The organism is Ruegeria sp. CE6 (assembly GCF_056537485.1).
In genome coordinates this window covers 302,736-328,268 of the sequence record NZ_JBQFRR010000001.1, presented here as the reverse complement: position 1 = coordinate 328,268, position 25,533 = coordinate 302,736, and the positions used below count along the sequence as shown (strand labels likewise).

Annotated in this window: 22 protein-coding genes and 1 tRNA gene; 11 read left to right on the top strand and 12 right to left on the bottom strand. The window is 56.8% G+C overall.

The features are described from left to right. The first annotated feature begins 136 nt into the window (after nucleotides 1-136). Both ACR0DK_RS01550 and ACR0DK_RS01545 read left to right on the top strand, forming a co-directional pair. Complete coding sequence (locus ACR0DK_RS01550; protein WP_480734612.1) at nucleotides 137-724, top strand: uracil-DNA glycosylase family protein; 588 nt, start codon at nucleotides 137-139, stop codon at nucleotides 722-724. Continuing rightward, nucleotides 717-1,505 (top strand): SseB family protein, encoded by a 789-nt coding sequence (locus ACR0DK_RS01545; RefSeq protein ID WP_480734611.1) that lies wholly within the window; start codon nucleotides 717-719, stop codon nucleotides 1,503-1,505. Before ACR0DK_RS01550 ends, ACR0DK_RS01545 begins: the two co-directional genes overlap by 8 nt. Nucleotides 1,506-1,514: 9 nt before the next feature. Here ACR0DK_RS01545 and yghU read toward each other — a convergent pair whose 3' ends face one another. Beyond that, entirely contained in the window at nucleotides 1,515-2,390 is an 876-nt protein-coding gene (gene yghU / locus ACR0DK_RS01540) for a glutathione-dependent disulfide-bond oxidoreductase (RefSeq protein ID WP_480562415.1), read from the bottom strand. Nucleotides 2,391-2,632: 242 nt separating this feature from the next. Between yghU and ACR0DK_RS01535 the strand changes: the two genes are divergently transcribed. Beyond that, the gene (locus ACR0DK_RS01535; protein ID WP_170392303.1) at nucleotides 2,633-3,151 is read left to right on the top strand and encodes a YHS domain-containing (seleno)protein; all 519 of its coding nucleotides are present in this window, start codon (nucleotides 2,633-2,635) and stop codon (nucleotides 3,149-3,151) included. 61 nt (nucleotides 3,152-3,212) lie between these two features. On the opposite strand, the gene ACR0DK_RS01530 is transcribed toward ACR0DK_RS01535, so the two are convergent. Next, entirely contained in the window at nucleotides 3,213-3,875 is a 663-nt protein-coding gene (locus ACR0DK_RS01530; protein WP_170401705.1) for a J domain-containing protein, read from the bottom strand. 203 nt (nucleotides 3,876-4,078) lie between these two features. Next, entirely contained in the window at nucleotides 4,079-4,945 is an 867-nt protein-coding gene (metF, locus tag ACR0DK_RS01525) for a methylenetetrahydrofolate reductase [NAD(P)H] (RefSeq protein WP_170661853.1), read from the bottom strand. Between the two features lie 94 nt (nucleotides 4,946-5,039). On the opposite strand from metF, the gene ACR0DK_RS01520 reads away from it, so the two are divergent. Then, nucleotides 5,040-5,945 (top strand): LysR family transcriptional regulator, encoded by a 906-nt coding sequence (locus tag ACR0DK_RS01520; RefSeq protein ID WP_170512437.1) that lies wholly within the window; start codon nucleotides 5,040-5,042, stop codon nucleotides 5,943-5,945. A 95-nt stretch (nucleotides 5,946-6,040) separates the two neighbouring features. Beyond that, nucleotides 6,041-6,826 (top strand): inositol monophosphatase family protein, encoded by a 786-nt coding sequence (locus ACR0DK_RS01515; protein ID WP_170392295.1) that lies wholly within the window; start codon nucleotides 6,041-6,043, stop codon nucleotides 6,824-6,826. A gap of 59 nt (nucleotides 6,827-6,885) precedes the next feature. Here ACR0DK_RS01515 and bhcD read toward each other — a convergent pair whose 3' ends face one another. The 4 genes from bhcD to bhcA all read right to left on the bottom strand — a co-directional run bounded on the left by bhcD (nucleotide 6,886) and on the right by bhcA (nucleotide 11,272). After that, the gene (gene bhcD / locus ACR0DK_RS01510) at nucleotides 6,886-7,851 is read right to left on the bottom strand and encodes an iminosuccinate reductase BhcD (protein ID WP_480734610.1); all 966 of its coding nucleotides are present in this window, start codon (nucleotides 7,849-7,851) and stop codon (nucleotides 6,886-6,888) included. A gap of 72 nt (nucleotides 7,852-7,923) precedes the next feature. Continuing rightward, a complete protein-coding gene (gene bhcC, locus ACR0DK_RS01505; protein WP_480734609.1) occupies nucleotides 7,924-9,087 on the bottom strand; it encodes a 3-hydroxy-D-aspartate aldolase BhcC in 1,164 nt (387 codons plus the stop codon). Nucleotides 9,088-9,098: 11 nt separating this feature from the next. After that, nucleotides 9,099-10,070 (bottom strand): beta-hydroxyaspartate dehydratase BhcB, encoded by a 972-nt coding sequence (bhcB, locus tag ACR0DK_RS01500; protein WP_480734608.1) that lies wholly within the window; start codon nucleotides 10,068-10,070, stop codon nucleotides 9,099-9,101. 11 nt (nucleotides 10,071-10,081) lie between these two features. Next, nucleotides 10,082-11,272 carry an L-aspartate--glyoxylate aminotransferase BhcA gene (gene bhcA / locus ACR0DK_RS01495; RefSeq protein ID WP_480734607.1) on the bottom strand — a complete coding sequence of 397 codons (1,191 nt, stop codon included), beginning with the start codon at nucleotides 11,270-11,272 and terminating at the stop codon, nucleotides 10,082-10,084. A gap of 203 nt (nucleotides 11,273-11,475) precedes the next feature. Here bhcA and ACR0DK_RS01490 point away from each other — a divergent pair, with 203 nt between their 5' ends. Next, nucleotides 11,476-12,297, top strand: coding sequence for an IclR family transcriptional regulator (locus tag ACR0DK_RS01490; protein ID WP_170401678.1), 822 nt, complete (start codon nucleotides 11,476-11,478; stop codon nucleotides 12,295-12,297). A gap of 7 nt (nucleotides 12,298-12,304) precedes the next feature. On the opposite strand, the gene ACR0DK_RS01485 is transcribed toward ACR0DK_RS01490, so the two are convergent. Continuing rightward, the gene (locus tag ACR0DK_RS01485; RefSeq protein ID WP_170392282.1) at nucleotides 12,305-13,048 is read right to left on the bottom strand and encodes a rhomboid family intramembrane serine protease; all 744 of its coding nucleotides are present in this window, start codon (nucleotides 13,046-13,048) and stop codon (nucleotides 12,305-12,307) included. 42 nt (nucleotides 13,049-13,090) lie between these two features. Next, on the bottom strand, nucleotides 13,091-16,489 hold the full coding sequence (gene putA, locus ACR0DK_RS01480) for a bifunctional proline dehydrogenase/L-glutamate gamma-semialdehyde dehydrogenase PutA (RefSeq protein WP_480734606.1): 3,399 nt from the start codon (nucleotides 16,487-16,489) through the stop codon (nucleotides 13,091-13,093). A 103-nt stretch (nucleotides 16,490-16,592) separates the two neighbouring features. On the opposite strand from putA, the gene ACR0DK_RS01475 reads away from it, so the two are divergent. Together ACR0DK_RS01475 and ACR0DK_RS01470 are read left to right on the top strand one after the other, a co-directional pair. Continuing rightward, a complete protein-coding gene (locus ACR0DK_RS01475; protein ID WP_170401672.1) occupies nucleotides 16,593-17,069 on the top strand; it encodes a winged helix-turn-helix transcriptional regulator in 477 nt (158 codons plus the stop codon). A gap of 40 nt (nucleotides 17,070-17,109) precedes the next feature. Beyond that, on the top strand, nucleotides 17,110-17,670 hold the full coding sequence (locus tag ACR0DK_RS01470; RefSeq protein WP_480734605.1) for a tetratricopeptide repeat protein: 561 nt from the start codon (nucleotides 17,110-17,112) through the stop codon (nucleotides 17,668-17,670). A gap of 61 nt (nucleotides 17,671-17,731) precedes the next feature. On the opposite strand, the gene ACR0DK_RS01465 is transcribed toward ACR0DK_RS01470, so the two are convergent. Together ACR0DK_RS01465 and ACR0DK_RS01460 are read right to left on the bottom strand one after the other, a co-directional pair. Further along, nucleotides 17,732-19,621, bottom strand: coding sequence for a PhoX family protein (locus tag ACR0DK_RS01465; RefSeq protein ID WP_480734604.1), 1,890 nt, complete (start codon nucleotides 19,619-19,621; stop codon nucleotides 17,732-17,734). Between the two features lie 142 nt (nucleotides 19,622-19,763). After that, entirely contained in the window at nucleotides 19,764-21,296 is a 1,533-nt protein-coding gene (locus ACR0DK_RS01460) for a hypothetical protein (RefSeq protein WP_480734603.1), read from the bottom strand. A gap of 135 nt (nucleotides 21,297-21,431) precedes the next feature. On the opposite strand from ACR0DK_RS01460, the gene ACR0DK_RS01455 reads away from it, so the two are divergent. Beyond that, nucleotides 21,432-21,505 (top strand) — tRNA-Gly (locus ACR0DK_RS01455). Here the strand turns inward: ACR0DK_RS01455 and ACR0DK_RS01450 are convergent. Further along, on the bottom strand, nucleotides 21,474-21,668 hold the full coding sequence (locus tag ACR0DK_RS01450) for a hypothetical protein (protein WP_170392271.1): 195 nt from the start codon (nucleotides 21,666-21,668) through the stop codon (nucleotides 21,474-21,476). The genes ACR0DK_RS01455 and ACR0DK_RS01450 overlap by 32 nt on opposite strands. Between ACR0DK_RS01450 and ACR0DK_RS01445 the strand changes: the two genes are divergently transcribed. Beyond that, nucleotides 21,662-23,482: an ABC transporter transmembrane domain-containing protein gene (locus ACR0DK_RS01445; protein WP_170392269.1), complete on the top strand. Its 1,821-nt coding sequence runs from the start codon at nucleotides 21,662-21,664 to the stop codon at nucleotides 23,480-23,482. The two genes, ACR0DK_RS01450 and ACR0DK_RS01445, sit on opposite strands and share 7 nt — an antisense overlap. A 160-nt stretch (nucleotides 23,483-23,642) precedes the next feature. Further along, the gene (locus tag ACR0DK_RS01440; RefSeq protein WP_480734602.1) at nucleotides 23,643-25,532 is read left to right on the top strand and encodes an acyl-CoA synthetase; all 1,890 of its coding nucleotides are present in this window, start codon (nucleotides 23,643-23,645) and stop codon (nucleotides 25,530-25,532) included. The last annotated feature ends 1 nt before the right edge of the window (nucleotide 25,533 follow it).

Sequence of the window (25,533 nt, the reverse complement as noted above, 5' to 3'; positions counted from 1 at the left end):
TATGTCGAAATATGAAACAAATGATCAATGCGCATCCGCGTTCATGACATTGATGTGTTGCAAGGACGGTTTCATTGGCTCGAGGGTAGATGATGCCTATCTTCATCGATGAACATTGCAAAAGCCTGTTGATCCGATGAATTCGCTGATAGAGGACATCCAAGCCTGCCGTTTGTGTGCGGACAGGTTCGCGCAGACCGCGACTGCGCACCAGCCGCGCCCGGTGGTCTGGTTTCGCCCCGGTGCGCACATTTTGATCGCAGGTCAGGCACCGGGCGCGCGCGTCCATGCTTCAGGGAAGCCTTTCACCGACCCTTCGGGTGACCGGCTGCGGGATTGGCTGGGACTGGATGAGAACGCATTTTATGACCGTTCGCGCGTATCCATCGTGCCGATGGCGTTTTGCTTCCCCGGATACAATGAGCGAAAGGCCGACCTGCCTCCGCCGCCGATATGCGGGCGCACCTGGCATGACAAAGTGATGGCTAAGTTGGGAGAAGTACCGTTGACGATCCTCGTCGGGGGTCATGCCCATAAATACCATCTTGGCGTAAAAACACCGGTTACCGAGACCGTCAGCCTTTGGCGAGACCATGCGCCGCGCGTCTTTGCCTTGCCTCACCCGTCCTGGCGCAATACGGCTTGGCTGAAGAAAAACCCCTGGTTCGAGGCCGAGCTGTTGCCGGTGCTACAGAAACGGGTGCACGAGGTTCTGAATGACTGAAGCCACAGCTTTGGATGCTGCACATGCCGCCATGCAGGCGGCCCCGGAAGACGACAACGCTCGACTACGCTTTTTTGAAAGACTGGCCGATAGCGAGCTCTTTCTGATGCTCACCGAAGAAGCGAAGGATGAAAACATCTCGCCCGAGCTGTTCGATGTGGCGGATGGTCGTTTTGTTCTGGTGTTTGATCTTGAAGAACGACTGGCGGCATTTGCGGGTCGGCCGGTCCCCTATGTCGCTCTGTCGGGTCGTGTTCTTTCAGGGATGTTGTCGGGGCAGGGGGTCGGGCTGGGTCTGAACCTTGATGTTGCACCGTCGTCGATGTTGATCCCCGCTGAAGCGCTCGGTTGGTTGTCTGACACGCTGCAGCATGGTCCTAAGGAGGTGCAGCAGCGACTTGCCGAATTCTATCCGCCCTCCGGTCTGCCAGATGTTCTGTTGACCGCGCTTGATGCAAAGCTGGCGACGGCTGCAGGTCTGGCTGCGGCGGCGTTTCTGGTTGGGACAAAGACTGAAGATGGGGGGCAGGGCCATTTATTGGGTTTTGTTTCAGCGGTCGAAGGTGCGCAGCCAGCGCTTGCACGCGCCGTATCCGAGGCATTGACCTTTTCGGGGATCGAGGCCGGAGCGCTGGATGTTGGCTTTTTTGAAGTGCAGGATCCGGCTACTTCTGCCTTGGCAAAGGTTGGGCTGCGGTTCGATTTGCCCCAGCCTCAAGCGCCCAAAATGGAAAGGGCCGCGCCGGGCAGTGATCCCGAGCGGCCCCCAATATTGAAGTAGCGCAGGACGTTAGTCTGCCGCTTCCAGTTTATCCTGCGTGCGCGTCTCAAAATCGCTGGCGTCATGGCGTTCGTGCAACTGCGTATGCGGCTCTCCAAACGCACGATTGACCATCCGGCCGCGCTGAACGGCGGGGCGAGCATCGATGGTTTTGGCCCAACGCATCACGTTTTCATAGCTTTCGACATCCAGGAATTCTGCCGCATCATATAGACGGCCCAGAACAAGCTGCCCGTACCACGGCCAGATCGCCATGTCGGCGATGGTATAGTCCTGACCTGCAATATAAGGCTTATCGGCAAGTTCCAGTTCCAGCACATGCAACTGGCGTTTGGCCTCCATCGCGAAACGGTCGATCGGATATTGCCATTTCTCAGGCGCATAAGCGTAGAAGTGGCCAAAGCCACCGCCCAGATATGGCGCGCTGCCCATTTGCCAGAACAACCAGTTCATCACTTCTGTCCGCTCGGCACCGCTGGCGGGCAGAAACTCACCGAATTTCTCAGCGAGATGCAGCAAGATGGAGGCGCTCTCGAAAACGCGCACAGATGTTTCACCTGAATGATCCCACAGCGCCGGTATCTTAGAGTTAGGATTGGCCCCGACAAAGCCCGAGCTGAACTGATCACCTTCACCGATGTTGATCAGCCACGCATTGTATTCGGCCCCGGAATGGCCCAATGCCAAAAGCTCCTCCAGCATGACCGTAACCTTGACGCCGTTCGGGGTGGCGAGCGAATACAGTTGAAGCGGGTGCTTCCCGACCGGAAGATCCTTTTCGTGGGTCGCACCAGCTATGGGCCGGTTTATGTTGGCAAAGCGTCCTCCGCTTTCGCTGTCCCAAGTCCAGACCTTTGGGGGTGTGTAAGTGGATTGTTCGCTCATCTTTTGCCTTTCTGCATCATTTGGCCAAAACGCGCCGCCTCCACAGCTAATATTGCAAAACTCAAAGTCCAACCCCGGATGTGGCGAGATATTTGTAACATTGCACCTCGTTCACCTCACAAAACCCCTCTGGTTTTCACAGCGGCGCGAGGGGGTCTTCGCGCCGGGCCAAAATTACCTATTGTTTGACCAGACCCGCAGTTCGGGTGACCAGAAACCGTAAGGACATGAGGACCAATCACATGAAACGCTTTGCGCTGACCCTTGCCGCGACGATGGCTTTTGCCGTGCCCGCGTTCGCCGGAGAACAATATGTTGATGGCACCGGATTTGCCGTATCGGGATACGACGTTGTTGCTTACCGCAGCCTGGATCAGGTTCCTGTAGGCCAGTCGCAACCCGAGGCCGTTCGCGGTCGGGCCGACATCACCGCAGACTATAATGGTGTTACCTGGGCGTTTGCGACCGAAGAGAACCGTGACAAGTTTCTGGAAAACCCGGCCTTTTACGCACCGCAATATGATGGCCATTGTGCATACGGCGTGTCGAAAGGCGGCAAGGTTCCGGGCAACCCAAATCTGTGGCGTATCGTCGATGACAAGCTTTATCTGAACATCACTGATGTTGTTGTTGGTTTCTGGGAAGAGGATGTTCCGGCCAACATCGACCTGGCAGAAGGCAACTGGCCCGGAATCGAAGGGGATGCCGCTTCGACCAGCGTGATCCCGAAATTCACATCAGAAGGCCCGATTTCCAACTGATTCCGATGAATGAAAGAAAGCCCGGCCACTAAGGCCGGGCTTTTTTCGCTGGCGGGTTCTCTCACCCCGCCAACTCGAACATATCCCGCATGTGTTGATCCGCTTCGAACCGTATTGTTACACTCTTGGCACCGGGAAATTTTCTCTCGCGTATCGGGTCAGGAATGACAATCTCACCGGAGCCCGAGCCTTTGGACCGAAAGGTCAGAATCTCTGTTTCTGACTTGCGGTAGCCGGAAAGGACCGAGGTTGGCAATGCAACGCGGTTAGACCCTTCGCAGACTGACGATGCGACGAAGTAGGTAAGATCGCGCCCGAAGCATCCGATTGCATCAGGAACATGGTCCGAAGATTCGCGGGCGCTTTTGGCGGCGTCCGGTTCACCCAGTTCCGATAAATCCTTCAGCGCGCGTTCAGGTTTTAACAGATCGTGACAAGCTTTGATTTCATCTGCGGCCAGTTCGATTACGCGTTTCTTCAAACGAGGACGACGCGGTGTAGAAGAATCTAAACCGTTTTTGCGTGTCATCCCTTCTTTACGCAAAAAATCATAGGCTGATTTAGCATCCGAAAAACCGGAATAATCACCGTCGGTATGATCAGGATGATCGTGGAACGCGATTTTGCGCCAGGCTTCACGAATCTCGTTTGCGTTTGCATTTGGGGGCAGACCAAGAACCTGCAATGCTTCGGCCCGAGCCTGTACCTTGCTCACTGGCTTCATACTCAAAACACTCATTAAAACTACAACGGGGTCAGATTGCCATTGATCACATTTTTGTCAAATTTTTTCAGGAATTAGACTGAGGTAGGGCAACAGTTGACGGGTGCATATCGAGATTGTCGCCTGCGCAGCGGTTGTCGCAAATGAGCATGGCAGACGACTGCCACGCCCGGCGATACAGGGCAAACGCAAAAACTGTGGGATCAGGCGACGTTCTGCAATTCGGCCTGGGGTGTAATGCCCAGGGCAAAGCAGACATCCCGAGTAAGCTCAGGTCGGTTGAGCGTATAGAAATGCAGTTTGTCCACGCCGCCTTCTATCAGGTCCGAGCAGAGTTCGGTGCATAGCGCCGTCGCCAGAAGATCTTCGCGATCGTCCCGGATTGCTTTGTCAAATGCGTTCTCGATCCAGTCGGGAATGTGGGCGCCACAGCGTTTTGCAAAGTTACGCGCACCCTTCCAGTTCTCGATGGGAAGAATGCCCGGTACGATAGGCTTGTCGATCCCCGCTTTTTCGCAGGCATCGCGAAACCGGAAGAAGGTTTCAGCCTCGAAGAAGAATTGGGTCAACGCCTCGTCCGCGCCCGCATCCAGCTTGGCCTTTAACCAATCCACATCAGCGCGGGCATTGCTTGCTTCTGGATGTTTGTCCGGATAGGCGCCGACACGGATGCTGAACATCTCGGTCTCGGCCAGTGCAGAAATCAGTTCTACCGAGTTGGTGAAACCATCAGGGTGGGGGGCGAACCGGTCTTGACCTTTAGGGGGGTCGCCACGCAGGGCAACGATATCCTGAACGCCTGCGCGCGCGAATGTGTCTGCGATCTCAAGCGTCTCCTGACGCGAGGCATCGACACAGGTCAGATGCGCAGCAACAGGCAGCCCCGAGGATTTGTGCAAGGTTGCAACTGCATCACGCGTCAGCTCACGTGTTGTACCACCAGCACCATAGGTCACCGATACAAACCGTGGGTTCAGCGGCGCCAAGGTCTGAACCGTATCCCAAAGGCGAAACGAGGCCTCCAGAGTCTGCGGCGGGAAGAACTCGAATGAAATCTCAGGCTTGGTCATGTTGGCCTCGTAGCTGTCATTTATGCCCTTGTGCCATCAGATGCATTGTGAGACAAACTCATATTGTTCAACAACAACATGAGTTGCGTGAGTAATGCATATCGAATTTCGCCACTTACGGACGATCAAAGCTATCCACGAATGCGGTGGGCTTGCGCGTGCAGCTGATCAGCTAAACATCACGCAATCCGCACTAAGTCACCAGATCAAGGGGTTGGAAGATCAGGCCGGGGTCGAGCTGTTTTTACGTCGATCCAAGCCGATGAAGTTGTCGGCAGCTGGTTTGCGGCTGCTGCGTCTCGCTGAACAAATTCTGCCTCAGGTCGAGGCGATGCAGGATGAGTTTTCATCGCTGCGCGACGGTCGAACCGGTCGGATGCACATTGCGATCGAATGTCACGCTTGTTTCGAGTGGCTGTTTCCGGTGCTTGAAGCTTTCCGTAAATCCTGGTCAGACGTTGATGTGGATATCCGCCCGGGCCTTGCATTCGACGCATTGCCCGCCTTGCAGAAGGAAGAGGTTGATCTGGTGGTGTCCTCAGACCCCGAAGATCTGCCGGGTGTCGAATTTGTCGAACTCTTTGACTACCAGGCCGTATTTGTCGCGGCGTCTTCGCATCCATTGGCTGAAAAGCCCTTTATCGAAGCTGAAGATTTCAGAGGTCAGACACTGATAACCTATCCAGTCGAACGGACGCGTCTGGACGTGTTCAGCCAGTTACTCATCCCAGCGCGGGTCGAGCCGGCCACGATCCGGCAGGTTGAACTGACCGCCGTGATCCTGTTGCTGGTGGCGTCCAACCGGGGTATCTCGGTGCTGCCTGATTGGGTAGTGCGTGAAGTGAAGTACAGTTCCGACTACGTCACGCGCCCGCTTACCAAAGATGGGATTACCCGCAGGTTATATGCTGCGGTCCGCAGCGAAGACCTTGAAAAACCCTTTGTGCAAGAGTTGGTGAAACTGGCGCGCGCCGAGGCGCGTAAGCTTCAGACACAATAGCGCCGGACGCAGATCAGCCATGCGCATCATTCCTCTTGGCAAGGGCGCGTTGCCCCAGTATACGCGCGGCTTGACCGGACAGGAGCCTATGGAAAATGGTTGGCAGTGCAAATCTCAACATCATGATCAAGGCCGCGCGCAAGGCGGGGCGTTCTCTGGTCAAGGATTTTCGTGAAGTCGAGAACCTGCAGGTGTCGATGAAAGGTGCGGGCGACTTTGTGTCGAAGGCTGATATCGCGGCCGAAGCCATCCTGAAAGAGGAATTGCTGGGTGCCCGTCCGACCTATGGTTGGCTGGCCGAAGAGGGCGGCGCGATTGACGGTGAAGACCCGACTCGTCGCTGGATCGTCGACCCACTGGATGGGACCACCAACTTCCTGCACGGGCTGCCGCACTGGGCCGTTTCAATCGCGTTGGAACATAAGGGCAAGATCGTTTCGGGTGTGATCTATGACCCTGCCAAGGATGAGATGTTCTTTGCCGAAAAAGGCGAAGGTGCGTGGATGAACGACATGCGCATCCGTGTGTCGGGCCGCCATCGCATGATCGAGTCGATCTTCGCGACAGGTCTGCCATTCGGTGGCCGTTCGGACCTGCCTGCGACCTTGCAGGACCTGGCCCGTCTGATGCCTGCCTGTGCAGGTGTTCGTCGCTGGGGTGCTGCCGCGCTGGACATGGCCTATGTGGCCGCCGGTCGTTACGAAGGCTTTTGGGAGCGTCGCCTGAACGCCTGGGATCTGGCCGCAGGCATCATCATCGTGAAAGAGGCGGGCGGCTTTGTTCAGGCGCTGAACCCCGAAGGCAGCGTGCTTGAGGATGGCGAAGTGATCTGCGCCAATGAGCCGATCTTTGACAATTTCGCAAAGGTAATTCGGGGCTGATATTCAACCCCGGTCATTTGATCATGGTACGCGCGTCCGGTCCGGGCGCGCGTTTTGGTTTAGAAGTCGACCTCGATCGCGATCCCTTGCTGGACCGCCAGATCAACTGCCGCGCTGGCCACCGCAAGATCTTGCAGCCCCACGCCAGTACCGTCGAACACGGTCACCTCGGCCTCGGACACACGCCCGGGATGGGTCCCGTTAATGACCTCTCCGATCTGCCGGATATCGCCTTCGGCTTTCATTTCGGCAGCCACGGCATGCTGGCTTTCACCCAATGTCACGGCCTGCGCGACCTCGTCGGTAAAGACGCTTGCGCGCGCGATCAGGTCTGTGGCGACCTCTTGCTTACCGACGGTATCGGTGCCCATACATGCGATGTGTGTGCCGTCGGAGACGTGCTCGGACATCAGTGTTGGCGCGAAGGAGGAGGTGATGGTGATAATCACGTCCGCCTGCACCATGCCGGGCAGATCCACAGCTTCAAAAGGCAGCCCCGCTTCAGCCGCGACCTTTTCGAGATTTGGCAGCATTTCTGGATGCAAGTTCCAGCCTATGACTTTCTCAAAGTCCCGCTGTTCCAATGCCGCGCGCAATTGGAATGTCGCCTGATGCCCGGCGCCAACCATTCCGATCACCTTGGCATCCTTGCGTGCCAAATGGTTGATCGAAACCGACGAGGCTGCAGCCGTGCGCAGCGCGGTCAGCAGGTTGCCCCCAACGATGGCCCGAACGCGACCCGTATCTGGATCAAACAAAAACACGGTGGATTGGTGATTGATCAGCCCGTGCGTTTCCAGATTGTTTGGCCAATACCCGCCTGCTTTCAGGCCAAGGTTCATGCCTGCGCGATCAAACCCGCCCTTGAACCCATAGAGCGCATCCGCATGACCTATGGCCTCGCGCACGACCGGGAAGTTGTAGGCATCCCCAGCCGCCATCGCGGCAAACACCTGCTCAACCGCAGTATAGCTTTCCTGTCGGCCTAACAGAGCGCCGATTTCCTTTTCAGGAACGATGATCATCGCGTTTGTCTTTCTTTTTGATGGCATTAGAAAGGGCGGTGCTAAACGTCCGCCCCTGCATTCATCTGTAATTCAATAGGCCTTGCCACGGGCAGAGACCGGCCAAAGGGCTTCAACCTTGCCGCCGCGCACACCGACGTACCAGTCATGAACGTTGCAGGTCGGGTCACAGTGGCCGGGCACCAGCCGCAGCTTGTCGTTGACCTTCAGCACCCCATCCGGATCGCCAATCACCCCGTGTTCGTCCGAGCACTTCAGGTATTCCACATCGTCCCGCCCAAAGATGAAGGGCAGGCCGCTATCGACGGATTGCACCTTCAGACCCGCATCGCAGATTGCCTTGTCCGCTTTGGCGTGGCTCATCACGCTGGTCAGAATGAACAAGGCGTTTTCCCATTCACCCTGATCGATCCGTTGACCGTCCTTGTCCAGAATCCGACCGTAATCAGCATCCATGAAGGCATAAGAGCCGCACTGCAGCTCGTTATAAACGCCCGAGTTGCTTTCGAAATAATAAGACCCCGTACCGCCGCCTGAAACCAGCTCGCAGTCGATCCCTTCAGCCTTCAATCCGTCGACGGCATCCTTGACCATGGCGATTGCGGTATCCAGTTTTTCTTTGCGTGCCTCATACGTATCCAGATGCTGCATCGCGCCTTGATAGGCCTGAATGCCGGTAAATTTCAGGTTAGGGGCGGCCTCAACAGCCTTGGCGATTTCGATCACAGCGGGGGTCGTGGTGACACCACAGCGGCCCGCGCCGCAGTCGATCTCGACAAAAACCTCCAATTCAGTGCCATGCTTAGCGGCAGCAGCAGACAGGTCAGCGACGTTGTCCACATCGTCGACGCAAACGATTGTGCGTGCGCCAAGCTTCGGCAGGCGCGCCAGACGGTCAATCTTGACCGGGTCCCGCACTTGATTCGAGACCAGAATGTCTTTGATGCCTCCGCGCGCAAACACCTCGGCCTCGGAAACCTTTTGGCAGCAGACGCCGACTGCGCCGCCCAATTGTTCCTGCAGCTTCGCGACGTCTACGGATTTGTGCATCTTGCCATGCACCCGGTGCCGCATCCCATGTGCCTTGGCATAGTCGCCCATCTTCTTGATGTTACGCTCGAGCGCGTCCAGATCAAGGATCAGGCAAGGCGTCTGGATTTCGGATTCATCCATGCCGATCGCGGCAGGGATGTCATAGCCAACTTCGAATTGATCACTGTTCATCGGTTTGTTCATCCTGTTTCTCCTTACCCTTTCAGCCAGGGCAGCTTGTTCAGATCCACGTTGCCTCCGGTGATGATGACGCCGACGCGTTTGCCCCGGAAGGTGTCGGGGTTCTTGAGAATGGTGGCCAGCGGAACGGCCGAAGACGGCTCCATCACCACGCGCAAGTATTTCCAAGTGAGTTTCATTGCGTCGATGATCTCTTGCTCGGACGCGGTGAAGATGTCGGTCACATTGTTCGACACAAAGTGCCATGTGTTTTCCTTGAGCGGGACCAACAGCCCGTCCGCCACCGTTTTGGGGGCATCGTCCGCAATGATATGACCCGCTTTGAAGGAACGGTACGCATCGTCCGCCTGCTCAGGCTCAGCCGCATAGATCGCGGTTCCTGGTGCCAGGTTCGAAACCGTCAGACAGGTGCCTGAGACCATCCCGCCACCGCCGATTGGCGCGATCACTGCATCCAGGCCATCGGTCTGCTCAAGCAATTCAGCCGAACATGTGGCCTGACCAGTGATAACACGAGGGTCGTTGTACGGGTGCACGAACTCTCCGCCTGTTCGGGCCTGCACCTCGGTAAAGGTCGCTTCGCGGGACGACGTGGACGGTTCACATTCAGTGATCGTACCACCAAAGCGTCGTACCGCGTCTTTCTTGGCCTGCGGCGCGGTGCGCGGCATCACCACATTGCATGGAATGCCCCGGCGACCCGCCGCATATGACAGTGACAGGGCGTGGTTCCCGCTTGAGTGGGTGCAAACGCCCTTGGCCGCCATCTCATCGCTAAGGCCGAAGACTGCATTACTGGCACCGCGCACTTTGAATGCACCTGCTTCCTGAAAGTTCTCGCATTTGAAGAACAGCTGTGCGCCGGTCAATTCATTCAGATAGTCCGAGGTCATTACCGGTGTGCGTCGGATGTGCGGCCTGATCCTTTCATGCGCAGCTTGTACGTCGTCATACGTCAGGTCGGCGACGGGGATTTGATCCAACATGACTATCCTCCCTAAGCTGCGGCTTTTGCGTGGCTGGTTGAGCTGGCGCGATAGAATTCCTGCGCCGCAGCAACCCCGCTGCCAAGCTTCACCGGGTAGTTCAGATCGGCCATGGCCATCTCGACCGTGGCCAGCCCCGACAGGACCATAACATCGGTCAGGCTGCCCAAGTGGCCAATACGGAATGCTTTGCCATTCAACTCACCCAGACCAATGCCGAAGGATACCCCATAGGTGTTGAAGGCATGGTCAGTCAGTTCGTTGCTGTCGAAACCTTCGGGCACAAATATGGCGCTGACGGTATCCGAGTAGAGGTCAGGAGATTGTGCGACCAACCTCAGGCCCCAGGCCGTAGTCGCGTGGCGCACACCTTCGGCAAGGCGAGTGTGGCGGGCATACACATTGTCCAACCCTTCCTCGAACAGCATCTTCAGGCTTTCGCGCATGCCGTAGATCAGCTGCAGCGGCGGAGTATAGGGAAAGCCGCCAGACGCATTTGCCGACATCATATCACGGAAATCAAAGAAGGTGCGGGGCAGTTGGGCGGTATCCATTGCAGCCAGAGCCTTGGGGCTGACGCACAGGATCGCCATGCCGGTGGCCAGCATGAACCCCTTCTGCGACCCCGAGACCGCAATATCCACGCCCCACCGGTCAAACTCGAACGGCATTGAGGCCAGAGAGCTCACGCAATCCACAAACATCATGGCCGGGTGATGTGCCGCATCCATCGCATCGCGCACAGCGCTGATATCGGAACGCACACCTGTCGCGGTTTCGTTATGCGTCACCAATACGGCCTTGATTTCATGCGCTTTATCCGCGGACAGGATCGCCTCGAACCTGTCGGCTGGCGCGCCTGTTCCCCATGGGCATTCAACGATCTGAACGTCCAACCCGTGTCTTTCGCACAGATCGATCCAGCGATGGCTGAAGACGCCGTAGCGGGCGACAAGAACCTTGTCACCGGGGCTGAGCGTATTTGTAATCGCTGCCTCCCAACCGCCCGTTCCGCTGGCTGGAAAAGTGACGATCTGGCCTTCGGTGGTTCCAAAGACCTGTTTTGTATCCTCCAGTACCGGGGCGAAGGTTTCAACGAAGTCCGGGGCGCGGTGGTCTTGCGTCTGAACCTGCATGGCAAGGCGCAAACGATCAGGAATATTGGTTGGGCCTGGGATAAAGACCGGGTTTTGATGCGACATAACTCAATCCTCTGCTTTGGACCCAAGTGTCGCTTGAACGGTTGTGTGTTGCAATTTTCTTGAAAAATATTTTCATTTTATCCGTTAAATTGATAAGGTGCTGAAACGGATAGGAATTCAGTTTATCAAAATGATCTCGGAGAATTCCGGGCCAAAAAAATTGGTTCGGGTTTTCGGGGGAAAGTCCGAAAGCCAGGTGAGAAATGGAAACGCAAAAGCGACCGCGCGGCAGACCCAAATCGCTGTTTAAAGAAAGTTCGGCCGGGACCATGCAATCATTGGATCGGGCGCTGGGCGTACTTACCACCGTTGCCCGGCTAGAGCGCGTCGCGCTAAGCGATCTTGCCCGCGAGGTCGATGTACCGACGGCCACCACGCATCGCATTCTTGTGACACTGCAAAAACACGGATTCGTATCCTTTGATGAGGAACGGCAGGAATGGCTGGTCGGGATCGAAGCATATCGGACCGGTGCGTCTTTCCTGCGGCGCAACAGCGTTCTGGAAATCGGCAGGCCGATCCTGCGGCGTCTGATGCAAGACAGCGGTGAGACCGCAAATCTGGCCGTACCCGATGGAGCAGAGGTGGTCTTTGTCGGGCAGGTCGAAACTCAGAACCCCATCCGGGCCTTCTTTCCACCCGGTGCGCGGACGCCCATGTATGCGTCCGGTACAGGAAAGGCTATTCTCGCTGCGTTGAGCGAAGAGAGTTTAGGCAAAGTTCTGGGCCGGATTGATCCGGTTGCTTTCACTGAAAATACGCAGTTGCCCGCTTCGGGCCTGTATGCAGATCTGGCTGAAACTCGTACCCGAGGTTGGTCTTACGATCACGAAGAACGGTATGAAGGTATGTCTTGCATTGGTGCGGCCATCTTCAATGACAGGGCTGAGCCTTGCGCCGGTATCTCGGTATCCGGACCCACCGTAAGGTTCAGCCGTGAACGCGCGCCCGAGTTGGGCGATCTGGTTATGCGCGCGGCGCAAGAGATCACCCACCTGAGCGGCGGTAGGCTACCCAAGAGCTGACGCTTGATTATTTGCGCGGCACTCTGGGGATGCGTGATTGCGAGAGTTTGTACTTGTGTTCCGGATGCGGTGGATGGCCGTGGGTGCGGTTCCAGAACCCAGTCCCTCCGCGCCTGAGCCATAGGGGGATGCACAGGATCAAACCAACAAAGAACCCTCCGGTATGCGCCCAATAGGCAACGCCACCTTCATCGGGATTGCTGGAGAGGCTGCCAAGGAATTGCAGGCCCAGCCAGACACCCAGCATGATAAAGGCCGGGATAGTGAAGATCCGGATATAGACGATCAGAATCAGCAGGATATCTACGCGCGCTTTTGGGAAAAGCAGAAGATAGCCGCCCATGACACCAGCAATCGCTCCAGACGCGCCAATTGTTGGCACCACCGAATCCGGTGCCGAAATGACGTGAATCAGCCCCGCTCCGATTCCCGCCAGCAGATAGAACACGAGAAACAGCACATGCCCCATTTCGTCTTCGAGGTTATCGCCGAATATCCACAGAAACAGCATGTTTCCCGCCAGATGCATCCAGCCCCCATGCAGGAACATTGACGTCACGAGTGTCTCGAACCCATAGCCGTCAGTTATCCGGGCAGGAATGACCGCGTAGTCAATATAAAGCTGATTGATCAGCCGCGCATTCTCCATGACACCCACATAGCTGAGGAAGATCAGTATGTTCGCAGCCATAAGGGCATAAACAACAAACGGAGTACGCCCCGAAGGGTTATGGTCTCGGATCGGAAACATGGCGCGACGCTGGGCTTTTCGCCGCCCAGCGTCAAGGTCCGGTTATGCCGCACCTCCCAGAAGGGCGGCGTTGCCTCCGGCGGCGGTGGTGTCGACACAGACATGGCGTTCCCCCAGCACCCGAGCACGGTCGGGTTGCCCGGGGATCAGCGGGATGATCGGGCCATCGCGCCGGGCCAAATGCTGTTCGATCTGGCGGGCAGTGTCGTCGTCGCCCCACCACAGAACGCCCGAGAAACCGGTCAGGTTTTCAAGCCGGTGCAGATCCAGCATGCCCGTCATACGGATCGCTGGGCCGCCCAACGCTTTGACCGCATCCGCCTGAGCCTTGGCGGCCTCGACCCCCGGACCCATGCACAAAAGCGGCGCACGGGCATATTCGGTCAGGCGGTTTGATTCGCCGGTGGGACCGGGCAGAGATTGGGTGCTGGGCGTTGCAGGTTGCCCTTCGGGCGCACCTGGTTCAGCCGGACTGTCCCAGCGTCCCGAAGCATTCTGCCGATCAGGCGCGCAGAACCGTGCCATATAGTTCGGGCCGCCCGCCTTGGGGCCGGTGCCGGACAGACCTTCGCCGCCGAAGGGTTGCGAACCGACGATCGCGCCGATCTGGTTGCGGTTGACGTAGATATTACCGGCATGGATCGCCTCGGTCACATGCTGCACCCGGTCGTCGATACGCGTGTGCAGGCCGAAGGTCAGGCCGTAGCCCGTGGCATTGATATCCGCGATGACCTTGTCGATCTCTTGTGCCTTGAACCGGGCGACGTGCAGCACCGGGCCGAACACCTCGCGCTCTAGCGCCGAGATGCCGGGTATTTCGATCAGTGCCGGTGCGATGAATGTACCCTCGGGAGGCGTTGTCATCTCTTTCAGCACCCGTCCTTCGGCACGAGCGCGAGCCACGTGGTCCGCGATGGTTTGCCGGGCTTGCGCGTCAATGACCGGACCACAATCGGTCGAGATCAGCCAGGGATCATCCACCTGCAAAGCGTCCATCGCCCCTTGCAGCATGGTCAGAACGTCATCGGCAATATCCTCTTGCAGATAGAGGCAGCGCAGGGCCGAGCATCGCTGGCCTGCCGATTGGAACGCGCTTTCGATGATCGATTGCACAGCTTGTTCCGGCAACGCGGTGCTATCTACGATCATCGCATTCAGGCCGCCGGTCTCGGCGATCAATGGCGTGCCCGGACGCATATGCTGTGCCATGGCAGATCGGATTTTATGCGCGGTAGCGGTCGACCCGGTAAAGGCCACGCCCGAGACGCGTTCATCCGACGTCAACGCCGCGCCCACTTTCGGCCCACCCGGAAGCAGTTGCAGCGTATCGCGTGGAACACCTGCTTCGTGCATCAGCTGAACTGCGCGATGGGCGATCAGTGGCGTTTGCGGGGCAGGTGCCGCCAGCACGGCATTGCCAGTGGCCAACGCAGCCGATATCTGCCCGGTGAAGATCGCCAGAGGGAAGTTCCACGGGCTGATGCAGGTGAATATACCGGCGGGTTTGGCGGCAGGAATATTGGCGGCGTAGTAGCGCAGGAAATCAACCGCTTCGCGCAGCTCGGCAACTGCATCGGGCACAGATTTTCCGGCTTCGCGGGCGAGCAGGGCAAACAGCTCTCCAAAATGCGCTTCGTAGAGATCGGCTGCTTTATTTAGAATGTCAGCGCGCTTCTCGGCTGAGGCCTGCCATGGGCAAGCGCTGGCCAACGCCAGTTCCACGTCTTCGGGGCTGGCCGCAGCAACCGAACCGGGGCGATCCTGCGGTTGCGCAGGATTGATCACGGGAGTGTCTGCCAAAGGCTGTGCATCATCCGACAATAAGGGGCGGGCGTACCAATGATGGGCGCGGAAGGCGTCGCGTGCGATGTCAATCTGGTCCAGCGTCGGCGTATGGTGCAGATCAAAGCCTTTCGAGTTTGGGCGTTCCGGTGCGAACAACTCAGGCCCGGTTGGCAGCGGTTTGCCGGGTGTTTGAACGGCCACGAACGGATCTGCGGCAACGGTTTCTGGGGCGACTTCCTCATCAACGATCTGATTGACGAACGAGGAATTTGCCCCGTTTTCCAGAAGGCGACGTACCAGATAGGCCAACAGATCCCGATGCGCGCCGACCGGAGCATAGATACGGCAGCGCGAGGTCCGCTTGTTGCGCACGATCTGATGCAGGGTCTCACCCATCCCGTGCAGGCGCTGGAATTCGAATGGCTGGCCGTCCGCCATATGTAGGATGGCGCTGACCGTATGGGCGTTATGCGTGGCAAATTGCGGATAGATACGGTCGGTCATTCCCAGCAGTTTGCGGGCGTTGGCGATATAGGACACATCCGTCGCCGCCTTATCGGTGAAGACCGGAAAACCATCGACGCCCTCGACTTGCGCGCGCTTGATCTCGGTATCCCAATAAGCGCCCTTGACCAGCCGCACCATCAGCTTGCGGTCGTGCCGCTGGGCCATCTCGTAGAGCGTATCCAGCACCAACCCGGCGCGTGGGCCGTAGGCTTGCACAACGATGCCGAACCCGTCCCAACCGGCCAGTGCAGGCTCTGCCATAACTTCTTCGATCACCTGTAGCGAGAGCGACAGGCGATCGGCCTCTTCCGCGTCAACGTTCAGCCCCATGCCCGCCGCCTTGGCCAGCAAAGCCAGCGCGCGCAGCCGGGGCACCAGTTCGTCCATCACCCGTTGTTCTTGTGCCAGCTCATAACGGGAGTGCAGGGCCGACAGCTTGACCGAGATGCCCGGATTTTCGCGAATGTCTTTATGGGTGCAGGCCTCGGCAATAGCGGCGATCGCGCGCGAGTAAGACAGGTGATAGCGGGCAGCATCGGCCTCGGTCCGTGCCGCCTCGCCCAGCATGTCGTACGAGTAGGTATAGCCCTTATCTTCCATTCCTTTGGCGCGCTTCATGGCGGATTGAATGGTTTCGCCCAAAACGAACTGACGTCCCATTTCTTTCATTGCACGACCAACGGCGGTGCGGATCACCGGTTCACCCAGCCGCTTGATGGCCCCGCGCAGCGCGCCGACGGGCGAGGATTTGTCTTCGTCCAGAACCCGGCCTGTCAGCATCAACGCCCATGTCGACGCGTTCACCAGTGACGAGGATGATTGTCCCAGATGTTTTCCCCAATCTGACGGGGCGATCTTGTCTTCGATCAGTGCGTCAATGGTATCCGCATCTGGCACACGCAACAGCGCCTCGGCCAAACACATAAGCGCAACGCCTTCATCTGTGGATAGGCCGTATTCAGCCAGAAACACTTCCATCATGCCAGGCGACGTGCTTGAGCGGATGTCGCGCACCAGCTGTGCTGCAGCCTCGCAAATGGCCGTTCGGTCGGCCTCTGACAGCTTGGCCTGAGAGATCAGCGCGTCCAGTACAGTGGACTGGTCGGCATAAGTCTGAGTGTCGATTTTGGTGCGTAGGCTGTGTGACATGTGTACTCCGGGGCTTTTGCCTAATATAACCGCCTACAGTCAGGAGAAAGGACCGAATTTTCTCGAATTCTGGTCGAATTGACTGAAATATAGGAGCCTGATCATGCAAAACGACTTGTCCAGCCTTGATCGCTTTGACCGTGCGATCCTTACGGCATTAGCTGAAGATGGCCGCATCTCAGTGACGGACCTTGCGCGCAGGATCGGCTTGTCAAAATCGCCGACACAGGCGCGGCTCAAGCGGCTTGAGGCTGACGGGATCATCACAGGCTATCGCGCCATGTTGGACCCGATCCGTCTGGGCCTTGACCATGTGGCCTTTGTCGAGGTGCGTCTCACAGATACTCGTGAAAAAGCACTGGCCGAGTTCAATGCAGCGGTGCGCAGAGTTGCTGAGATTGAACAGGCTCATATGATCGCGTCCAACTTTGACTATCTGCTTAAAATCCGGACCCGATCGATGACAGAATACCGCACGGTGCTAGCCGAGAAAATCTCATCCCTGCCGCATGTTGCCAACACCTCCACCTTCGTTGCGATGGAGGCGGTGAAAGAAACCGGGTTGCTGGCTCCGCTATAAAGCAGTTGACCTAAACGCCTGATGGATCAGGTTAGAGAGGATGAAAAACGTACTTATCGTTGCCATACTCGCTGGTTCTGCCGCTCAGGCTTCTGCAGATTGCCCGGTTGCGCCGGATCATATTTCTGGCGTCGACGCCCTGATTGCGCAAGCCCAAACCGCGTCGTCTGAGCGCGAGGCGCGGGGCATTTCGGGGCGGATGTGGCAACTCTGGACCGATGCGCCGGACGCCCGATCTCAAATCCTGTTGGATCGCGGGATGTCTCTGCGCGAGTCTTGGGATTTGACCGGTGCGTTGGCCGAGTTTGACGCTCTGGTCGCTTATTGCCCGGATTATGCCGAGGGGTACAATCAACGGGCATTCGTCAACTATTTGCAGCAGGATTACGGTGCGGCCCTGATCGATCTGGATCGGGCCATTGAGCTGTCCCCGAACCATGTAGCGGCGCTTAGCGGGCGGGCATTATCGCTGTTGGGTCTCAAGCGGCTGGACGAAGCGCGAACGGCGCTGAACCATGCACTCGAACTGAACCCGTGGCTTTCAGAGCGTGCCTTGCTTGCGCCGGGCGGGCTGCTTGATCCACCGGGTGAGGATATTTGAATTGAGACGAAAAAGCGCCCCGGAACCGAAGTTCAGGAGCGCTTTTGATGCAAGGACTTGATTAGCCGACCAGCCCGTTGTCGGTGCGTTTGATCGCAATCACCGACGAACGCGGCGTACCGCCATCGGGCCAATTGCTGCCCGGATGCTGGATGCCAACAAACATGGTGCGCAGGTCGGTCGACCAGGCCAGACCGGTGACTTCACAGCCATTCGGGCCGGTCATGAAGCGCACAATCTCCCCGGTCACGGGATCGCCAACTAGCATCTGGTTATTGCCGTTTCCTGCGAATTCTTCCTCGTTGTCATCATTCCCGTCTGTCTGAATCCAGACCAGACCAGTCGAATCGATGGCCATGCCGTCGGGTGAGTTGAACAGGTTGCCTTCGTTCACATTTGCCGATCCGCCACGGTTATCCGAATGAACAGTTGGGTTTCCGGCCATGACATAGAGATCCCAATCAAAGCCAGTGGCCGCGTGATCTTCATCCGCTGGACGCCAGCGCACGATCTGGCCGTATTTGTTGGCCTCGCGCGGGTTAGGGCCGTTGACTGCAGTGTCATCACCCCCAGCATTTGGCTTAACTCCACGGTTCTTGTTGTTGGTCAGGCAGCAATATGCCTCGACCGCAACAGGGCTTGAGGCCACCCATTCCGGGCGGTCCATTGTGGTGCCGCCCGCAGCCGATGCGGCCATACGGGTAAAGATCAGAATTTCGGCCGCGTCCATGCCGGTTGTTTCCGGCGTCAGCGTCAGCCATTCGCCGCTCATGTCGTCATTGAACTTGGCGACATATAGCGTGCCGTCATTCAACAAGCCCTGAGTGTCGACACCGGGCGCATAGGCCGCGTTCGAGACGAACCTGTAAAGATACTCGCCACGTTCATCGTCGCCCATATAGACCACAACACGACCGTCCGCAGCCAGCGCGACCTCAGCATTTTCATGCTTGAAGCGACCAAGGCCGGTGTGCTTGACCGGAGTGCTGTCGGGTTTGGTCGGGTCGATTTCAACGATCCAGCCTGCGCGGTGCGGCTCATTGGGGTTTTTCGAGGTGTCGAAGCGGGGGTCAAACAGTTCGTAACCGTTCCAGCTTTCAGCCTTGATGCCATAGCGTTTCATGCCGTCCGCGACCTTCTGATCGTAGCTGGCGTTTTTGTCGGACGAACCAAAGTAGCCGTTGAAATTTTCTTCGCAGGTCAGGTAGGTGCCCCACGGTGTCTTGCCGGAACCACAGTTGTTCATGGTGCCCAGCGACGCGGTGCCTGTCGGATCGGCCTCGGTCTTCAGTAGGTCATGACCGGCGGCGGGGCCGACGATCTTCATTGGAGTGTTGTGGTGGATTCGGCGGTTGAAGGGGCTGTCCTTCACCACAGACCAGCCCTCCGGGCTTTCCTTGATCTCCATCACGGTCACACCCTGAATGTTCTGCAATTTCAGAACGTCATCGGCACGGGTTGGAACACCTTCCTGCGCGGCAGGCAGGTTGATCTTGCGGTTCGGGTACTCGTGGTTGATCGCAATCAGCTCGTGACCCCGGAACGAGAATGTCTCCATCCCATCCGTATTCTCGCCAAAAACCTTGTCCGAGTTTTCAACCTTACCGCCATCGGTCAAATCGTATCCATCGGCCTCGGAAAACAGCGGATCGCCCCAGCGCATTAGCATCTTCCACTCATAACCTTCCGGAACGTGGACTGTCCCATCGGTCTGGGCGGGAATCGGCGTGAAGGCAAAGCGTTGTGCATCGACCGCCTGTGCTGAAGTTGAGCCCAACAAACCAGCGCCCATCGCCGCAGCGCCCGACCCAAATGCCACTACTCCTGACAGGAAACCCCGTCGCGAGATAGCGCTTTCAACCACGCGGTCGAAGTCGTGTTCATCCGGGCGGGGGAAGTGCAACTCATCCCAATCGTCGGCGGAAAGGGTGGTGAGATCGACGTCTGTCATGGATAGCTCCTGGCTGTCTGAATTGGGTTTTGGTGAACAGCGTATATTCACGTAACATGACAGTTTGTTTTCAAACCGCAGGTTGAGTTATTCTCCATTTCGAAAACATCAGTTCAAAACAGGTAGTTTTCAATTGCTCCGCTCAATTTGGGTTGGCTGAGAACACTTGATATCCGCCCTCGTTGGCAAAAATAAGATTGATATCCCAGCCCGCAGTCTTGAAACTGTCTTCGATACGTCGCCAAAACGGTCGATCCAGAACAATGATGTAATCAATCTTACGTTCCCGCCCCAACACATCAAATGCTCGCCATCGTTCTTTACCATTCGAGGGGGCAGTGAATTCCTCGTGAAATTTGATCGCGGAAGGCGACTTCAAGCCGACAAGATCAACGAACCGAATGTTTTGATTCGAGACTGTTGAGGCGATCTTCCAGGGTATAAAGCCTGCGTCGTGAACACCTACTACAGAATTCGACGGTAAATTCTCAGTCATCCATTCCGCTGTAATAAGACGCTCTTCGCTACCCGATTTCCATTGTATGGTGTAGACTGGCCAACTGCTTGTCGCAAAAGCGTATACCGACAGGAGGGCACCGATCACAAAGACCGGGGCCGAAGAAACTTGACGCGCCGTCAGGACCGCTGTCCAAGATGCAATTGCAATTGGTAGCAACGGATACAGGTAGCGGAAATCGTTGTGATACAGAGCACCCGGTAGTTTCAGAGCTGATGAGAGCACAAAAATTCCGAAAAAAGCTAAGGCAACCCAGCCTCCCCTAAGGAATGGTGCGAAGACCAAGCCCGAGAAAACCACAAGCAGATTGGTCTCGACCACGGCGCGCAGAGCGACCATCAGTCGACTAGAGAAAACTTCTCCTTTCTCTGCAAAAAACGCCTCTTTCGCGCCGGCAGTATCAGGCCAAACACTGCCTAGAATCAGAACGCTCACAAGTGCCAAGATTATGTAGGCGGATGCGGAAATGAAAAAAATCTTGACGCAGTACGCGTAGTTGATCGGCTTCACGACGATGATAGAAATGAACAAGAGAGCAGAAAGAACGTAAAACTCCGGTCTGATAAAAGGCATTATGCCAATCAATATCGATAGCGCGACGTGGCGATTGGTTTGGCGTAGAAAAAAGGCCCAAGTGATGGCTGCCATTGCCATACCAGTCTCTAGGCCATTCATAAGGTGGAGCCACGCGAATCCTAATAAGAGACCCGCAATCGACCCAGATGCTGCAACAATCCGAGAGCCTGACACGGAACACAGTAACAACCATAACCCAATCATATATGCGCCGGCGCTTAGAACGCTCAAGGCCAAGCTGGCCTCTGGTGTAGTGGTGAATTGCGATAAAAAGGCCAGCACGAGAAAATGAACCAAGCTACTTGCGCCGGTCGGACCATCATTGCCGTAAAGATCTGAGCGCCCCGAAAGAAACAGATCCACGTTTCCGATTGTTATATAGGCATCATCCAAAGGCATCCATACGGGCGACTGCTGCGAGAGTGTCAACACGATCAGGCAAGTGAACACTAAGGCTGGGATAAGCATGCATAGTGTTTCTCTCCAGTGTGAGTTAGATGCCGGAATCAAGTTACTTCCCTTGCGTTTGGTGGTGACCCAGATCTGTTTTCCATCGCTAATTAACGACCATTGAATTGCCACGACTTCCCTTTTTGCCGCCCATCTGAAAATTTCTTGAAGATCGTGTCATTGATGTCGTGCGCCGTATCTGAGGCTGAAAACACAACTTCGCGCTTGACGATGGTTGGTACATAAAATAATCAGCGCAAGCACTGAGCGGGTATAGCTTAATGGTAAAGCCCCTGCCTTCCAAGCAGGCTATGTCGGTTCGATTCCGTCTACCCGCTCCAACTCAGCCCCTCCATCTCTAACATTCCGGTCGAATGCGTCAAAAGGCCCGGATCGTGCCCCGAATTGCGCCCAAAGCTTGACCCCATTGTCCCACGCCGCCATGAAACGTTGATTGACGCCTGATAAGGGCTGCGACCAGAATACAAGGGCCAGATATGGCAAGAACACGCTCCGCCAATCCAGCAAATGCACAAGCGCCCGGCGCCTACGATGAACGGGCTAGGTCTAAAAAAATTGGCGTGCTGCGGTCATTGTGGCCGTTTATGAAGCCCTATCGACTGCTGATGATCGGCGCGACTCTGGCGTTGATCCTGACGGCCAGCATGACGCTGACATTGCCCTTGGCTGTGCGGCGTGTGGTCGACAATTTCCGCATCGAAGATGGTGATTTGCTTGAATGGTACTTTCTGGCCGCCCTCGGTATAGCCGGGATTCTCGCCGTGGGTACGGGTATTCGCTATGCTTTGGTGACCCGGTTGGGTGAACGTGTGGTGGCCGATATCCGAAAGGCGGTTTTTGACCGCGTGATCGGGATGAGCCCCGAGTTTTACGAGCGCATCATGACCGGCGAAGTTCTGAGCCGGATCACCACCGACACAACGCTGATCCAATCGGTGCTGGGATCGTCTGTGTCCATCGCGCTCCGCAATCTTTTGATGTTCGTCGGCGGACTGGTGCTGATGCTGCTGACATCGGCTAAGCTGACTGGGATGGTGTTGCTACTGATTCCGCTGGTGGTTGTGCCAATATTGGTACTGGGCCGCAGGTTACGGGTGATCAGCCGGGAAAATCAGGACTGGATTGCGGCGTCCTCTGGAAATGCCGGCGAGGCGTTGGGTGCGGTGCAAACCGTGCAGGCTTTTACTCATGAGGACGCCAGCAGGACGCAGTTCGGAGAGATGACAGAAACTTCGTACGAAGTTTCTCTGCGTCGGATCCAGACCCGTGCGATTCTGACCGTCATTGTGATCTTTCTCGTCTTCTCGGGCATCGTTGGCGTGCTGTGGATGGGTGCGAATGATGTGCGTAACGGGGTTATGACCGAGGGCGTGCTGATCCAGTTTGTGATCTATTCGATCATCATGGCGGGTTCAGTCGCCGCGTTGTCCGAAATCTGGAGCGAGTTGCAGCGCGCTGCAGGTGCGACGGAGCGTTTGGTCGAGCTGCTGAACGCTGAGGATACCGTCAATGATCCGTCGCAGGCCAAGGATTTGCCTGTGCCCGTACGCGGAGAGATACGTTTCGACGATGTGACATTCCACTATCCCGCGCGCCCGGACGTTGTCGCGCTGGATCATTTGTCACTGCAGATTAAACCTGGGGAGACAGTGGCCTTTGTTGGCCCGTCTGGTGCGGGCAAGACAACAGTCATCCAGATGATTCAGCGGTTCTATGATCCCGATGCGGGACAGGTCAGTCTTGATGGGCTCGACCTGCGCGAGTTGAACCGTGACGACTTCCGTCAGCACATCGCGCTGGTCCCGCAAGACCCCGTGATCTTTGCCGCTTCGGCGCGCGAGAATATCCGCTTTGGCCGTCTGGACGCCTCAGATGCCGAAGTCGAGTCCGCCGCCCGAGCCGCCGCCGCGCATGAGTTCATCTCGGCTTTGCCCGAAGGGTATGACAGCTTTGTGGGCGAACGGGGCGTAATGCTGTCGGGTGGTCAGAAGCAACGTATCGCCATCGCACGTGCCATCCTGCGCGACGCACCGGTGCTGCTGCTGGACGAGGCGACCTCGGCTTTGGACGCAGAAAGCGAACGTGCGGTGCAGGGTGCGGTTGATAACATGAGGGCAGGGCGCACCACTCTGATCGTGGCGCACCGTCTGGCGACCGTTAAGAAGGCAGACCGGATTGTCGTGCTGGAAGCCGGGCGCATTGTGGCGCAGGGTACCCATAACGATCTGGTGGCGCAGGACGGTTTGTATGCCCGCCTCGCACGCTTGCAGTTCACCGACGGGGTGGCTGCAGAATAAAGTGACGCTCCGGCACATCTCGTTTCGCCGTAGCGTCATTCTACATATTCCCGGACCTGATCGCTAAGCCCTTGCTTGCGCATGGTGTGTTTTGCTTCCATCTTGGAGGTGACAAACAAGCCTGTGCGCGACACGGGAGACAGATCAGGGGAGGAGCCACATGGCCTTTGTGGGATTGGAAGACAAGGCGCGCATCGAGCAGGAGATGGCGTGGGAAGATCGGGACGTACCCGTCACCTTCCATCAACTGTTGTCGCGGACGGCGGGCAAGTTCCCGAACCATAAAGCGATCAGCTTTCAGTTGTTGTCCGGCCCGAGCGACAAGGCCGAGACGCTGACATGGTCCGAGCTGCTGGGCAAAGTCAATCAGGCCGCCAACCTATTCCGTTCCCTTGGCATCGGAGAAAACGATGTGGTGGCCTATGTGCTGCCCAACTGCAACGAGACGCTGGTCACCATGATGGGCGGTGCGGTGGCCGGGATCGTGAACCCGATCAACCCGTTGCTGGAGCCAGAGCAGATCGCGGCGATCCTGCGTGAGACCAAGGCCAAGGTTGTCGTCACCCTGAAATCCTTTCCCAAAACCGATGTGGCCCAAAAGGTTGAAGAGGCTGTGCGTCACGCTCCGGGCGTCAACACGATCCTTGAGATCGACCTGAACCGCTATCTGACGCCGCCAAAATCCTGGCTTGTACCATTCCTGCGTCCAAAGATGGGCGACAAGGAAAAGTTGGCCCATGCGGACTACAAGAACTTCATTGATGAGCTGAACAAGCAGCCTAAGACGCTGAACTTTGAGGACAGCCAGGAAGATCGCGTGGCGTGCTATTTCCACACGGGCGGCACCACGGGCATGCCGAAAGTGGCGCAGCACAAATACTCGGGCCTTATCTACAATGGCTGGTTGGGCAATACACTGCTGTTTGACGAGAACGACGTCATCATGTGCCCACTGCCGATGTTCCATGTCTTTGCGGTGCATGTCATCGTGATGGCGGCGGTGTCGTCTGGTGCACATGTGGTATTCCCGACGCCTGCCGGGTATCGCGGTGATGGCGTATTCGACAATTTCTGGAAACTGATCGAACGCTGGAAGGTTTCGTTCATCATCACAGTGCCGACAGCGATTTCAGCCAAAATGCAGCGACCTGTGGATGCGGATATATCCAGCGTTAAAACAGCATTTTCGGGATCAGCTCCGTTGCCGGTCGAACTGTTCCGTCGGTTTGAAGAAGCGACCGGCGTTACTATCGTCGAGGGCTACGGCCTGACCGAGGCCACTTGTCTGGTGTCATGCAACCCCGTGGATGGGGAAAAGAAGATCGGCTCGATCGGTATCCCGTTCCCTTATACGGATGTCAAAATCCTGCAGGACGGGCCGGATGGACCAACCGAGTGCGGCGTAGATCAGATCGGTGAAATTTGCATCTCGAACCCCGGCGTATACGCGGGAAATACTTATACCGAAACCGACAAGAATACGAACCTCTATCATTTCAACAAATACCTGCGCACGGGCGATCTGGGACGGTTTGATGAGGACGGCTATCTGTGGATCACCGGTCGCGCGAAGGACCTGATCATTCGCGGCGGACACAATATCGATCCCGCAGAAATCGAAGAGGCCTTGCTGGGCCATGATGCCGTCGCCTTTGCAGGGGCCATCGGTCAGCCCGATGCGCATTCGGGTGAGGTGCCTTGCGCCTTTGTTGAACTGGTCGAGGGGGCCTCGGTCACTGAACAGGAGCTGATGGACTATTGCAAGGTTCACGTCCACGAACGTGCAGCACAGCCCAAGCATATGACCATTCTGGATGAATTGCCGAAAACCGCCGTTGGCAAGGTTTTCAAACCCGAACTGCGCAAGCAGGCCATCACTCGCATCTACAACGGTGCTTTGGACGCCGCAGGCATTGAAGCGCGGGTTGTTTCGGTAATCGATGACAAGAAGCGAGGTCTTATCGCGCAGCTTGACGCGAATGGGTCTTCCGAAGACGATGTCTCAAAAGTGCTGGGTTCGTTTACCCGGCCATGGGAGTGGTCTGAATAAT

Coding starts and splice junctions, on each gene's coding strand:
- bhcA (WP_480734607.1), bottom strand. CDS start 11,272: ATGTCGCATCAAAACCCGGTCTTTATCCCAGGCCCAACCAATATTCCT.
- ACR0DK_RS01440 (WP_480734602.1), top strand. CDS start 23,643: ATGGCCTTTGTGGGATTGGAAGACAAGGCGCGCATCGAGCAGGAGATG.
- metF (WP_170661853.1), bottom strand. CDS start 4,945: ATGACCAAGCCTGAGATTTCATTCGAGTTCTTCCCGCCGCAGACTCTG.
- ACR0DK_RS01475 (WP_170401672.1), top strand. CDS start 16,593: ATGCAAAACGACTTGTCCAGCCTTGATCGCTTTGACCGTGCGATCCTT.
- ACR0DK_RS01550 (WP_480734612.1), top strand. CDS start 137: ATGAATTCGCTGATAGAGGACATCCAAGCCTGCCGTTTGTGTGCGGAC.
- ACR0DK_RS01445 (WP_170392269.1), top strand. CDS start 21,662: ATGGCAAGAACACGCTCCGCCAATCCAGCAAATGCACAAGCGCCCGGC.
- ACR0DK_RS01535 (WP_170392303.1), top strand. CDS start 2,633: ATGAAACGCTTTGCGCTGACCCTTGCCGCGACGATGGCTTTTGCCGTG.
- ACR0DK_RS01470 (WP_480734605.1), top strand. CDS start 17,110: ATGAAAAACGTACTTATCGTTGCCATACTCGCTGGTTCTGCCGCTCAG.
- ACR0DK_RS01545 (WP_480734611.1), top strand. CDS start 717: ATGACTGAAGCCACAGCTTTGGATGCTGCACATGCCGCCATGCAGGCG.
- bhcC (WP_480734609.1), bottom strand. CDS start 9,087: ATGAACAAACCGATGAACAGTGATCAATTCGAAGTTGGCTATGACATC.
- ACR0DK_RS01520 (WP_170512437.1), top strand. CDS start 5,040: ATGCATATCGAATTTCGCCACTTACGGACGATCAAAGCTATCCACGAA.
- ACR0DK_RS01530 (WP_170401705.1), bottom strand. CDS start 3,875: ATGAAGCCAGTGAGCAAGGTACAGGCTCGGGCCGAAGCATTGCAGGTT.
- yghU (WP_480562415.1), bottom strand. CDS start 2,390: ATGAGCGAACAATCCACTTACACACCCCCAAAGGTCTGGACTTGGGAC.
- ACR0DK_RS01490 (WP_170401678.1), top strand. CDS start 11,476: ATGGAAACGCAAAAGCGACCGCGCGGCAGACCCAAATCGCTGTTTAAA.
- bhcD (WP_480734610.1), bottom strand. CDS start 7,851: ATGATCATCGTTCCTGAAAAGGAAATCGGCGCTCTGTTAGGCCGACAG.
- ACR0DK_RS01485 (WP_170392282.1), bottom strand. CDS start 13,048: ATGTTTCCGATCCGAGACCATAACCCTTCGGGGCGTACTCCGTTTGTT.
- bhcB (WP_480734608.1), bottom strand. CDS start 10,070: ATGTTGGATCAAATCCCCGTCGCCGACCTGACGTATGACGACGTACAA.
- ACR0DK_RS01465 (WP_480734604.1), bottom strand. CDS start 19,621: ATGACAGACGTCGATCTCACCACCCTTTCCGCCGACGATTGGGATGAG.
- putA (WP_480734606.1), bottom strand. CDS start 16,489: ATGTCACACAGCCTACGCACCAAAATCGACACTCAGACTTATGCCGAC.
- ACR0DK_RS01515 (WP_170392295.1), top strand. CDS start 6,041: ATGGTTGGCAGTGCAAATCTCAACATCATGATCAAGGCCGCGCGCAAG.